The sequence below is a fragment of the Streptomyces sp. NPDC001493 genome (assembly GCF_053597235.1).
In genome coordinates, this window is record NZ_JBSFHV010000001.1 from 1 (window position 1) to 13365 (window position 13365).

4 protein-coding genes and 1 pseudogene are annotated in these 13365 nt (G+C 71.1%); all 5 read right to left on the reverse strand.

Annotated elements, in window-relative coordinates; all coding sequences use genetic code 11:
* A pseudogene (locus ACWCWD_RS00005) lies at positions 1-9241 on the reverse strand (hypothetical protein); the annotation flags it as partial.
* 7 nt (positions 9242-9248) lie between these two features.
* Entirely contained in the window at positions 9249-9584 is a 336-nt protein-coding gene (locus ACWCWD_RS00010) for a hypothetical protein (protein ID WP_266712160.1), read from the reverse strand.
* A gap of 6 nt (positions 9585-9590) precedes the next feature.
* Positions 9591-10049: a YbaB/EbfC family nucleoid-associated protein gene (locus ACWCWD_RS00015; RefSeq protein ID WP_450768906.1), complete on the reverse strand. Its 459-nt coding sequence runs from the start codon at positions 10047-10049 to the stop codon at positions 9591-9593.
* Between the two features lie 34 nt (positions 10050-10083).
* Positions 10084-12783, reverse strand: coding sequence for an AAWKG family protein (locus ACWCWD_RS00020; RefSeq protein ID WP_450768908.1), 2700 nt, complete (start codon positions 12781-12783; stop codon positions 10084-10086).
* Positions 12784-12851: 68 nt separating this feature from the next.
* The gene (locus ACWCWD_RS00025) at positions 12852-13292 is read right to left on the reverse strand and encodes a type VII secretion system-associated protein (protein ID WP_450768909.1); all 441 of its coding nucleotides are present in this window, start codon (positions 13290-13292) and stop codon (positions 12852-12854) included.
* Between the last annotated feature and the right edge of the window lie 73 nt (positions 13293-13365).

The window sequence follows — 13365 nt, forward strand, 5'->3', positions numbered from 1 at the left end:
CCTGGCCGACGAGGTCGACGGTGAGGTGGGGTGTGGTGCCGGGTGGGGCGGGTTCGACGGTGATGTGGAGGAGGTCGCCGTTGGGCAGGCGGTGGGCGGGAGTGTTGTAGTACTCGTCGACTCCTTGGCGGAGTTTGTTCCAGGCGGTCCCACTGTTGCCGCCGTTGAAGGCGACGGTGATGGTGAGGTCGGTGACCGTGTCGTTGTCGTGCCGGATGCGGCGGACGTCGAAGCGGGAGGGGACGGTGAAGCGCGGGGTGCGGTCCAGCCGCATCCGGGGCCGCGGGACGGGCCCGGCATCGGCGGGCCCGGTCCCGGCGGGAGCGGGCTGCGTCTCCGCAAGGGCGAGGTCGACCTCCCGGAGGGCGTCGGCGAGGACGGCGGCCTGCTGCTCCAGGGCTTCCCGGAGTTCGAACTCCTCCTGGCGGCTCTCCTGTTCCTCCCGCGCCGCCCTGGTGAGGTCCGAAGCCTCCGCGTCGAACCGCTGCCACGCGGCCGTCGCGTCCGGATCGAGTCCCGAGGGCTCGCCGTCGGAGTCGAAGTTCCAGAGCCCGAGCGTGCCGTCCTCGTACCGCACGACCAACTCGACCGGTTTCCCGGCCGTCACCGCCGTCTGCGAGGCGGCGAACAGGGCACGCCCCAGCTCCCGCGGATCGGGCCGGGCGGGAGTCCCGTCCCCGGTCGCCGGGTCGGTGCCGACCGCGAGCCACAGTTGGGCTTCCTGGTCGGCGGGGTCGATCTGCGACGCCAGGAGATCGGGCAGGGAGTCCAGCGGATGCGTCCGCCAGTCCCTCAGGTCCGCGGCGGCCCCGGCGGTCGACACCGACAGGTCCGCGCCCGCCCGCACCATGGACGCCAGGTCGTACACCTGCGGATGGGTACGAGGTGGGGTGATGCCGTGACCGAGTACGTCCCGCTCGGCGACGCGCACGGTGGCGGTGCCGGTGACGTGCCGGGTTCCCTCCGGCCCTCGTACGGTCACGTGGGTGTCGACCAGTGCCTCGTAGGTCCGGGTGCCGTGCGAGCCGTCCTTGGGGGCCGACGTCCCTCCGGTCTTGAGCCATTCGCGGCGCCCCCCGGACGTACCGGCCGTGCCGCCCGTCGTTTGGGGCTGACGGGCCAGGACCGGGATGGTGGCACCGCCGGACGCCTGGTTGGCGTCGTCGTGACTGTAGATGCCCTGGAAGCTGATCCCGCCGGTCACGCCACCGTTGGACGACGAGCCGCCCACGGTGTTGCTGAAACTGAGCCGGTCCAGGGTCACGTCCGAGGCCTCGGTGACCCGGCGCGGGTTGTGCAGCGTCACGGACAGGGACGGCGGGGTGTCGGGCGCCGACTCGAACGGATAGGCGCCGGGCATGGTCTCGGTCAGCCCGGCCGCGGTGCGCGGGTGGTCCAGACCGATCTCGCCCGCCTGGATCAGCTCGCCGATGCGGACCGCGGTGCTCTCGGCGGACGTTGAGGTGTCCAGGGAACGCCAGTCGCGGTTCTGGCTCGGTGCGACGGTGTTCAACGCGCTGGTCAGCTCCGGCCAGGCGTTGAACTCGAAGACCGGGGCCGGCCCGGTCGGGACGAAGCGGTTGCCCTTCAGGACGGGCGGGGTGTCCGAGACCTCGGGCGGCAGCGGCGGATCCACCTCCTGGCCCTCGGCGGCCTCGCTGCCGGTGAATCTGAGCGTCACGCGGGCGGGCACGACGGCCGAGCGGCTGGGACGGCCGCCCAGCGTACGGCTGATCCAGCCGGCAACCCCGGAGCCGTCCTGCGGCGCGCCGGCCGTCGGCAGGAACCAGCCCTGCACCATGCCGCCCAGTACGTTCGGCGGCCAGTCCGCGACCAGCTCGGAGCGGACGCCCACCTCGTAGTCGTACTCCAGGTCGAAGTCGGCCACACTGTCGGTGCGCAGCCAGAACCGGTCCTCGGCGGTGGTGGCGGCCTTCGTGCCGTGCGCGCGCGTGGTCGTCGCGCTCAGCACCGGGCCGCTGCGGTCGGTACGGGTGTCGTTGCCGGGCTGTGGATAGCGCGTGGTGGGGTTGAAGGTGAGACCGTGCTGCGTGGTGTCCGTCGTCCCGGTGGAGACTCCCGCGGGCTGATGCGCGTGGTACTGCTCGATGCCGCCGCCCGCACCGGCCTTCCGTCCGCGGATGGTGCGTCGTTCCTCGGCATCGGCACGCGGTCTCGCGTTCAGGGTGACCTCGACCAGTCGGGCGCCGCCCTTGGCCAGATGGCGGAAGTGGAAGCGCTGCACGCCCCTCGGACCGCGTCCGGGCAGGGCACGCAGACCGGTGGGTGAGGTGTAGTCGGCGATCCGGGAAGCCACGCCGGGAAGGTAGGCGGCGTGCCCCGGCTGCGTGACGCCCGGGGCCTCCGACTCGACCAGCGCGATCAACTCGTCGTAGAGCCGGTTCCGGCGCTCCACCGGAACGGGGTCCGCCGGATCGGTGGGAGTACCGGGGGTCGCGGTCGTGTCCTCGGAGGTGCTGGAGGCCGGGGGCGGGGACGCGCCCTCGGGGACGTCGGAGGGGGGCGGCGCGGTCGTGTCCGCGACCACGTGCCCGGAGTCCGCACGCCCGGTCTCCGGATCGCCGCGCGGGGTGTCGAGCTGGGTGACGGACAGCACGCCCGCCAGGCCCGGCTCTCCCGTACGGGCGAAGCGGCCGGGCAGCGGGAGGTCCAGCGGCACCTGCTGAGGCGGGGTCAGGCCCTCGACGCCGGTGAACCACTCCTGATGCCGGGCCAGTTGCGCGTCCGTCATCAGGAACTGCACGGCATCCGGGAGCTCCACGGCGATGGTCACCGGTTGCCCGCTGCCCAGACCCAGGGTGTTGCCGACCACGTTGCGTGTGCCCCCGCGCACGGTGACCAGGATCAACGCGTCGGCGCCGATACGGTGGCCCTCGGACTTCTCGGTCGGGTTGCGGTTCACGGCGGTCGTGGTGGAAAGGGTGGCCGAGCCCTCCGACTTCGCGGTGTAGGAGTACTTGGCGGACGGCCCGAAGGTGTCCGGCCGCTTCGGCGGTGCGACGGAGGGATCGGTCGACTTGGCCACCGCGGGCGCCCTGGTGCCGGTCACCGCGACCCCGCTCTGATGGGTGCCGGAGGCGGACTTCTGCTGGGACGCGGTGTCGGAGGAGGAGACGCCGGATTCCACCTGCTGCGTGGCGCTCCGCATCAGACGGGGGTTGCGCAGTACCCCGCTGATCTCCAGGGAGTACTCCTGGTCGGCGCCGAGGCCGGGCAGGGTGACCCCCTCGATCACATAGCTGCCCTTGAAAATCTGGTGCCCTCGCGCGGTGAGGTTCGCCGGCGAGAGGGCCGCCTGTTGTACCTCGGCGGCGAGGGTGGTCGGGTCGGTGGCGCTCTGTCCGGCCGCGGACGTCGCCACCAGTGATGCCGCCGACTTCACGACCTCCGGGCTCATGCCACTGAGGGCGGTGCCCAGCCCGGCCGCCCAACCCGGCTGCGGACGACCTGGATACGTGCCGGCCGCTATCCGACGTATCGCCTCCTGGAGTTCGCCGGAGCCGTGGAACACGTCCAGGACCGCGTCGTCCGGAAGCTTGGTGATCCCCTCCAACGGGCGGCCGTCGGGGCCCGTCGTCGCGAGCGCCTTGCGGTCCTCCTCCGTCACTTCCCGGATCCGTCCGTTCCGCGGGCGAGGGGCGGGGTCCGGGGCGGCCGCGAGGGTCCGGTGGTGCGGTACGGCGACCCTGATGCTGCCGGTGACTGCCGTCGGCGGCGGACCGGCCGGGGGCGGGGTGGCGCCCGGTCCGACGTACGGCGTGGCGGCGGTGTGCTCGGCGAAGCGGACGGCGGGCTCGGTGCCCGAACCGTCGTGCAGGTCGAGAGTGAACCGCGCGGGGATGTCGAAGACCTCGCCGCCCTGGTTCACACCGACGAACTGCTGGTCCTGGCTCAGCCCCGAACCGGCGTTGCCCGCGTGGGAGATCTGGCCGGTGTAGGCGTAATCGGCGGCCGTGCCGAGGGTGCCGGAGCCGCCGGGAGGACCCACGGGGCCGCTGACGCTGCCCCCGAATCCGGCCGTCCAGCCGTAGCCGGAGGACTGCTGCTCCGATCCGCTCATGACGAACGAGGTCAGGCCGATGAGGTGCAGGCCGGGCAGTGTACGCACGTGCCGCGTCGGAGGCGGACCCGCCGGTGCCGGTGCCGGTGCCGGTGCCGTGTCGGGGGTCGTGGTGACGGGTACCGGGGTCGCTGTGACGGGTACCGGGGTCGTGTCACGGGTGGCGCTCAGGTTCAGCCGGATGCGGCGGGTGCCGCCGCCCGTGGTGGGCTTCTCCAGCCACAGGGCGTGACCGCCGTCGACCATCGCGTCCACGGCGGCTCGTAGCCCGACGTCCGAGCGGGCCTGCTCGAACTTGCGCAGGTTGTTCAACTGGGCCTGCACCAGAGCCTCGTCGGGCAACACCGTGGTGCGGCTCGTCGTGGTCGCGGAAGCCGGCAGGAACCCGTTGACCCGCAACCAGACCTCGGCGTGGGCGAAGAGCTGCTCCGGACCCTCCACGGCCAGCGGGGCCGCGGTGGTGCCGATGCTCCGGAGATTCTCCAACTCCATCGGGAGGTAACGGAGTTCATCGCCCTCGGGGACCTTCCCCGCGGCGTCGGACCTGCTCAGCACACGCAGCTGCATGCCGTCGTCCCAGGGTCCGAACCTCCGCGCGGTCTCCCCTCCGCCGGGGCGCACGAGGGTGACGGTGTGCCTCACGCTCGCGGGCGTCAGCAGATGACTGCGGCTGCTGCGCAGGGAGTGCGAGATGGTCGCGCTGCCCCCGTTGCTGAGGGTGTCGCTGGTCTGCCAGCGAACCCCGCCCTTGCCGAGGACGGATCCCGCGACCTTGCCCGCGGCGTCGGGATGCCCCTTGGCGTGGCTGGCGGTGAAGGTCGGCCCGACGCCCAGGTCCACGCCCACGGCGTTGGTGACCTTGGCCTGCCCGTCCACCTTCACGGTGTTGAGGAGATGGCTCTCCAAGTTGATCTTGCTGTCCTGGCTCTGATGCGTGGGCTTGCCCGGCGTGACCTCCGTCATCAGCTTCAGCATGCCGATCGCACGCCCACTCGCGTCCAGCAGCAGCGGCGAGAAGATACCGCCCGCCCGCTGCATGGGCAGTGTGCCGCGCAGCACCGGTTCGGAGAGGAACGCCTGCAGCGCCTCCGCGGACGAGTCGGAGAGGCCGGCGAGATCGCCGCGGAACTCGCCGTTGACCATCTCCAGGAGTTGGTGCGGTTCCTTGACGCTGTCCACGCCCCACAGTGGCAGTTCGTCCAGGTCGGCGGGTTCCGGCAGCGGCTCGGCGTCGGCCGGCCGCTCCTCGGTCAGATGCTCCGGGAACCAGATCGTGACCGGCCCGAGCTCGGACCCGGAGCCCCAGTTGTCCATCGGCGCCATACGGGGCGTGTCGACCCGAGCCTGCCAGGTCGAACCGTAACTGAAGGCGTGCGAAGACTCGTTGCTGCGCTGTGCCGTCGTCGTCTGCACGGTCTGGGTGACCGACGTCGACAGTGAGAGCTGATTGTGCGTCAAGGTCAGGGACGGTCCGAAGTCCACCCCGCGCACCGGCCCGGCGGCCGGGATCGGCAACGTCGCCGACCACGGCACCAACAGAGTCCGGATGTTGCCGGACGACTCGGTGTCGCCCGACTCCTGGGTGCCGAGCCCACGCCGCTCGACGTTCACCGCCGGGTCCGAGGGGTCACGCGTGCCCTGGCGGAGCGACGACACCGGGTCGTGCAGGGACAGCCGTACGTCGACGGTCCGCCGCCTGCCTCCGGCGTCCACGGTGACGCGGTGCCCCATGCTGCTGAGCAGATAGGGCAGGTTGATCACCAAGTGCTCGCCGCCGAGTTCACGGCGCAGCTGCTCACGTACGGGGTGCGTGTCCTGTTGGTCCGCCGGAATCCCCAGCAGGTTCATCACATGCCGGTGGAGGCCCTCGGCGATCCGCGGCGGCAGCGGTTCCACCTGCACCAGGCCCACGTTGCCGTCGCGCCGACCGCCGAAGCTCTGGACGTACGGCGACGGGGCGAGCGGCGCGAGAGGGTCGGCGCCCTTCGACCGGGTGGCCGGTGGCATGGACCCGACCGTGTCGTCCGGGCCGCCGACGAGCGCGCCGAGCAGGGAGAGATGGCGGGGACGCAGACCGCCCCGGGCGTAACTGCCCTGCTGTTCTTCGGGGATGTCCTCGGCGACCGGGCGTTGATAGGTGCCCATCAGGCTGCCGTCGACCTGGGGGCGCTGCGGGGCCGTGGCGTCCCGGTTCTCGTCGCGCAGGCCGAGTTGGTGGCCGATCTCGTGGGCGAGGTCCTGCGCGGTGGCGTCGGATCGCCACGTGTGCTGCGAAGTGCGTCGGCCCGAACCGGTACCCGTCAACTCCACCGTCAGATGCGGCTGTCGGCCCGCGACCGCGGGCACGACGGTGACGTGCAACCGCTCCCCGGTGGAGAGCCGGTGACCGGGATCGTTGAACGTCTGCCGCACCCCGGCCGCCATCCGGTCCCACAGGGCTTGACGGTCGGTGTCGCTGACCGTGCCGGTGCCGCCCAGGGCGACCTCGACGGTGAGGTCCACGACCGCCTCACCGTCGTGCGTGAAGCGGCGTACGTCGAAGGAGGAGTCGACGGTGTAGCGGGTGGGTCTGCCCTCGGCGGTCCTCGGCATGGAGACCGGGTCTGTCCAGGTGTGGCTACGGGTGACGGGCGGTACGACGGACCGCGCGGCATCCCAGCCGGGCACTTCGGCAGCTGACGTGGTGGCTACGGAGGCTGCCGCGTCGGGTTCCGCCGGAACGGAGGTGGTGACCGTGGGTACCGTCGGGGCCGGCTCCGTGGCCGTGGGGGGCGCGGGATCGGGCTCGGCGGGTGCGGACGTCGTGACCGTGGGTATCGCCGGGGCCGGCTCCGTCACCGGGTCGGTGGCGGCGGATGTCGTCGGTGTAGGGGATGCCACGGTGTCCGGGGGCGGGTTCTCCCCGGGCGTCGTCGGTGAACTCCCCTCGGACCGGGTGCTGATGGGGGTGGGGGCGGTGTCCGCATCGACCTCGGCGGTACGGCGCTTCTCTGCGCCGGGGCGTACGGGCGGTTGCGCGGCCCGGGGCGGCTCCGGCGAGGGCGGGGCCGATCGGGCCGTGTCCCGGCCCCCGGTACCGGTCGTCGGCGACACGGGAGCCGTGCCGACCTCCGTGCCCTGGGCGACACCGGGACGGACGTCCGGATCGACGTCGGTACCCGCGTTCGTGCCGGCATCCGCGCCTGGTTCCGCGCCCCCGACGGTGTCGGCCCCACCGTCTCCCGGCAGCAGCGTGGCCGTGGACGAAGTCCCGGGCCGGCTCGCGGACTCGGCGGAGGACTCGGGCGTGGACCCGTCCGCCGAACCGGGATCGGCGGCGTCCGGCGTCCCCTTGTTCGCGCGCTGCGGCGAGCCCGTGCCGTTTGCCTGATTTCCCTGCGCGGGCGTCTGGCCCTGCGCCGAGCCCGTGTTGGCGGGCGAGCCGGCGTTCGGGGCGAGGCCGGCCGGGGCCCCGGTGGTCGAGGCCGGGAAGGGCGCGGAGCCGGTCGTACCGATCGTCGGTACCGCCCCCTCGCTTCCTGCCGAGGTCTCCTCGTCCGCCTCCCCGGAAGCGGACTCCCGGGTCGCGGCGGACCGAGGGGCGGAGTACGTACCCTGGCCGGCTGTCCCCGTCCTCGGGGCGGTCGTGTCCGTGCCGTCGTCCGTCGCCCGAGTCGCGTCCCCGTCCGTGCCGTCGTCCGTTGTCCGAGTCGCGTCCCCGTCCGTGCCGTCGTCCGTTGTCCGAGTCGCGTCCCCGTCCGTGTCGGAGGCCGCCGGATTCTCCTGTACGCCCTCGGAGTCGTCGCTCCGCTGATGGGTGCCGGGAGACGGAGCGGACCGGCCGTTGCCGCCGCTCCGGGGCGTTCCGCTGCCGGACGACGCGGGCGTTCCGCTGGAGGACGAGGTGGGTACCGTACCGGAGCCACCGCCGCCGACGCCGGGCGAGCCCACGACGTCGAGCCCGTCCCCGAGGCCGGCGTCGATGCCGTGGGGAGTGCTCCCCGAGGCCGAGAGGTCCGTCGTGCCCGTGCGCGTCGGACCGGTGGAGGACGTGGTCGGCACCGCCTCCGGTGCGCGGACGTCGTCGTGCCCGGTGTTCCGCCCGTCCGCCGAGGCGCCGTCCTCACCGGTGACCGGCAGGACGTTGACGCTGCTGAAGTCGAATCCGGACCCGAACGCGCCGCCGAACTTCGCCGCCGCCCCGAACAGCGCCGAACCGACCACCGAGCTGACGCCCGCCCCGACGAACGTGTCCAGGTTGCCTTCCCACTTGCCGTGCAGGACACCGGTGACGACGATCTCGGCCAGGGCCTCCGAACCGCCCGCCACCAGGAACTCGTTGGCGCCGCTGCCGGTCCCCCGGACGAACCGGTCGCCGACGGACCGCGGCGGCTTGTCGACCTTGGAGGTGATGTCGTCGGTGATGTTCTTGGTGTTGGTCTTGCTGAACTGGGCGCCGTTCGGCCCGTCCAGGATGTTGCGGAAGCCCTTGCCGAGGTTCTTGGTCAGGGATTCGAAGGCGCCGTGGAACATGCCGGTGACGGCGCCGAAGAGGCCGTCCTCGACGATCTGCTTCCAGTCGAAGCCGTCGGGCCTGCGGCCGGGCGGGGCCATCGTCATCATGGCGAGCCGGACCACGAAGGTCTGGAACGCCTCGTCGAACGCCTCGGACAGGCTGGGCAGCAGGTGCGTCCGCTTGAGCAGCTGGTCCAGGGAGGCGAGGATGGCCACCCTGCTGCGGGCCTTGGCGGTCGCGGTCTGACTCGCGGAGGCGCCGCCGGTGAAGAACGACAGCGCCGTGATGATCGCCAACTCGATGAGCAGACGCACCAGTTCGGCGATGATCGACCACTTGGCCTCCATGATGTCCATGGAGATCTTGATCCGGCCGTTGCCTACGTCGTCCAACTGCCGGGCGAACTCACGCAGATAGTTCGTCCCGCCGTTGTCCACGAACAGGCGCATGGCCCGGACGTACTGCCGGCCCACCTGCGGGGGCAGCGCCTGGCCCACGCCGAAGACCGACTGCTCGATCAGGTCGGACAGTTCCCGGACGTTCTTGCCGAGCCGCCGGTAGGGCTGGTGGCTCCGGTACGCCAGGTCCTCGTCCGCTTGCAGCATCTTCTCGCCGATGAGAACGAAGAGCAGGTTGTTGAGTTGGGGCGAGACGATGATGCTCATCGGAGTGTCAGTGCTTTCCGCGGCGGGCCGAGTTGATCGAGTCGATCACGCCACTCTGGGTGGTACGGATGTTGTCCAGGTTGGCCAGGGTGCCGTCGGCGACTCCGGAAACCGCCTCGACGAGCGAGGTTCCGGTCTCCACCGCCATCGTGCGCTCGCGCTTCTCCTGCGGGATCACTTCCTCGGCGAAGCTGTCGTCGTGGCCCGGCCAGCCGACCGTGCTGTTGAGGCCCATGGTGAAGTCGCGGAGCATCTCGTGGGCGAGCGTGCTGATCTGGTCGATCTGGCGCACACCGGCGGCCAGTCGTTCGGGCTCGGCGTAGTACGCGTTTCCCTCGGGCATCGCTGATCAGTCCTCCTGGTCCTCGTGGATCTCGTCGAGCAGTCGGCGCGACGAGGAGTGGCGGTCCCCGCCCGAGGGTCCGTCGAGGACCCCCGGGCCGAAGATCTTGTTCCAGTCGATGTTCACACCCGGAAGTTCGGGCACGGAGTCGTGCGGCCGGGTGAACGGCTCGAAGGCCGCCATCACCTGACGGGCCATCACTGCCCGGGCCTCCTGGGTGGCCTCCAGGACACTGGCGGCCAGCTGCCCGGCAGGCATGGTGCGGTACTTGCCGTCCAGGAATCGCAGGTCGGTCAGATCGCCCTGCGCGCTGACGGTCACCTCGACCGAGCGGTCCTGGGAGCGGATCGTGCAGCTGGCGTGGCTCAGTTCCGCCTCCGCCTCCGCCACCGCGGCCGTGGTGGTCTCCAGGTCGGCCATGGCGCGGGCGAGCCGCTGCTCGATGGTCTCCTTCATGTCGCTCATGCCTGTGCCGTCCCTCTGGTGTCCCGCACCGTGCTCAGCGCCCGATCACGGCGGGTGCGCCGCCCTCGTCGGTTCCCCACACGTCCTCGTCCTCTTCCGTCCAGCTCACCCGGGCCCGGTCGCCGCTCTCGGTGGACCGGCCGTTCTGGCCGGCGCCTCCGGGGCCCGGGACGAGCGCCCCCGAGGCGGCGCCGGTCGTCGCCGTCCGGCGCCGGGTCACCACCACGTCCTCGTCCTCGTCCGCGGTTCTGCGGGACCGTGACCGTCCGCGGCCGGCCGCCGCGGGCCCGGCGTCGGTCAGCACGTTGCGGACGCGCTCCCCGCTGTTGCCGCCGCCACCACCCCCGCCCGATCCCATGCCACCCATGCCTCCGCCCATGCCGCCCATGCCCGGGAACAGCGGGCTGCCCGCCCCGCCGTCCGCCGTGCCCGCCTCACCGGTCGCGGCGGCCGAGAGAGCGTCGTCACCGGGAGCGCGCAGCGCCCCGCCCGACAGCAGCTCCGCCGAAGTGGCGTCGTCGTAGTCGGCGTAGCCGGCGTCGCCGTACCCGCCGCCGCCGTACCCGCCGCCGTACCCGCCGTCGAGGAGGGACGAGCCGCCATTCAGCGTGAGGCCGTCACCGAGACCGGTGTTCGTGGTGAGGCCCGACTCCAGGCCGTCCAGGTCCAGGCTGCTGCTGCTCGTCGTCGGTGTCAGGGAGGGGTTGGCGAGATCGAGGCCGCTCAGGGAGTCGCCGAGGCCGCTGCCGATGTTCCCGGTGGTGACGTTGCCGTCGGGGTCGCGGGTGGTCAGCGCCCCGGTCTCCGGGTCGATCGTGGTGGTCGTACCGTCGGGGAACGTGGTGGTGAGGGTGCCGTCCGGGTTGAGCGTCGTCGTGCTGCCGTCGGGGTTGACGTGGCCGCCGGGGATGGTCAGGTCGCCCGTGGTGACCTTTCCGTCGGGGGACGTCGTCGTGATGATCCCCGTCTCCGGGTCGAGGAGCTGAGTGGTGCCGTCCGGGTACCTGGTCGTGAGGGTGCCGTCCGGGTTGAGCGTGGTGGTGCTGCCGTCGGGGTTGGTGAGCGTCGTCCCCTTCGTCTTGTCGTTGCCGTCGTCGCTCCCGTTCAGCAGGTTGCCGAGACCGGCACCCAGGTTGGAAGTGACGCCGCCGGGAGCGTCGATGCCGTCACCCAGGCCGTCACCGAGCCCGTCACCCAGGCTGTCGCCGAGCCCGTCGCCGAGCCCGCCGCCCAGGTTGCTGAGGCTGTTGCCGAGCCCGTCCCCGAGGTTGCTGAAGCTGTCCCCGAGCCCGTCGCCGAGGTTGCTGAGGCTGTCCCCGAGCCCGTCGCCGAGGTTGTCGAAGTTGTCGCCGAGCCCGTCACCCAGATTGTTCAGGCCGTCGCCCAGGCTGTTCCCGAGGTTGTTCAGGCCGTCGCCGAGGCCGTCCCCGAGGTTGTTGAGGTTGTCGCCGAGGTTGTTCAGCGCGTTGTTGTACTCCTCCTGCTGCCGGTTCGCCTCGTCCTCGGCGAGCTGGCGCTTGTCGTCCTCGTACGTCTCCGTCAGCGAGGAGGTGTCCTTGGTGCGGATCTCGCTGAAGGCGTCCGACACGTCGCTCCACGCCGTCTTGAGCGTGGTGAGCGAGGTCTTCGCCTTTTCGACCAGGACCTCCTCGACGTGCTTGTTCCACCGGGTCACGGCCTCTTCGCCGATCTTCACCCAGGTGGCCATGTCGTGGAGGTTGCCCCAGGGGGAGTGCTGCACGAACCCGGCGTCGGTGTTGTAGTCCTTCGCCGAATTGTTGGTCGTCACACGGGTGTGTTTGATCTGGTTCTCCAGCACCCATACGGAGACCTCCTGGAGGACCTCCATCAGGATCCTGTGCGCGTCGTGCCGGCCTCCGGCCGCCCAGGTGTCCCAGGCGTCGCTGAGCGCCTTGGCCTCCGTCATGAGAGCCGTCTGGGCGGTCGCCAGCGCCCGGCTGAGCTTTGACCGCGGCACATGGCCGCCCAGCATGGCCGCCGCGGTGCCGGTGGCGTCCGCGGTGAGCTGGTCGACGTAACTGTCGTAGTTCTTGTGCAGCTGATGGATCAACTGCCAGAACAGGCCCGCCGCCTGGCCGTGCCAGGCGGCGTTCTCCTCCCCGAGGGAGTTCTCCCACTGCTCCAGGGTCGCCGCATGGTCCTCGAAGAACTTCAGAGTCCGGTCGTAGGCCTGCGCGGTGCGGTCGAAGGAGTTGGCATCGACGGCCTCGGTGTCCTGGACGCTCAGACCGCTGAACTCGAAGCCCCGGGTGGTGTGGTCGGCACGCAGCTTGTCGATCGCCGCCTTCGACCCGCTCTGGTACTGCTGGAGCAGGCTGAGGTCCCACTCGTTGCCCAGTACGCCGGTGAACTTTCCGGCGCTCCAGATCTCGCCCGCGTCCAGCAGCCGCCCCGTGCCGTCGGTGGTGGGGATGCCGATGAACACGATGGTCGCCTGGTACAGGGTGCCGCCGTAGTGCTTGCCGTCACCGCCCGCCTCGACGAACGCCAGGTCGTAGTCCTCACCGTGCTGGGTGTGCCAGCCCACCAGGGCGGTGAAGTTCTGGGCGGTCAGCTCGGTCGACGCCAGGACCTCGAATCCCAGCCGCATCAGCGGTACGCCCTCGCTGCTCTTGAGGGTGTCGAACAGCTTCTTGCGGCTGGGGACGTTGTACCCGGTGTAGAGGGTGACCGCCTGACCCCAGTAGTCGCCGGGATCGGAGGTGACTGGCATGACGGGACTCCGCTGGGTGGAGGAGGACGAACACGGGAAACGGCGGGGTGCCGGGGGGAGGCTGAGGGTCAGTCCTCGGTGTCCGGCCCTTCGAGGTCTTCGTCGACCCCGGACCAGACGTCCAGGAACTTCTCCCCGTTGATGCTCTCCAGGGAGGCGCCCTGGGTGTTGAGCAGTGTGGTGATGGTGGTCTCCAGGCTGTCGTCGATGTCGCCGAAGAGAACACCCTGGTCGCCGAGGACGTCGTCGATCGACTTCGCCGACTTGAGCGCGACGTCGGTCAGCGTCTTGCCGTAGACCGTGTCGTCAGCCGTCATCAGACCGATGCCGAGCACCGGGTTCTCCCCGATGTACTGCGCGGGGGTCGTGCCCCTGACGATGCTGTGCAGTGCGAGGACGCCGTTCGGATCGTCCTTCACGACGCTCTTCAGATCGGTGATGAACGTGGCGAGATCGTGATCACGGAACTGCTTGAGCTTCTGTCCGTTCAGATGGGTCAAATCCGCCATGGCGTGGTCCTCGTGGGTGCTCGGTCGGCGAGAGGGCAGGGGTCGGGAAGGGGAGGCCGGGCGACGGGGCGCG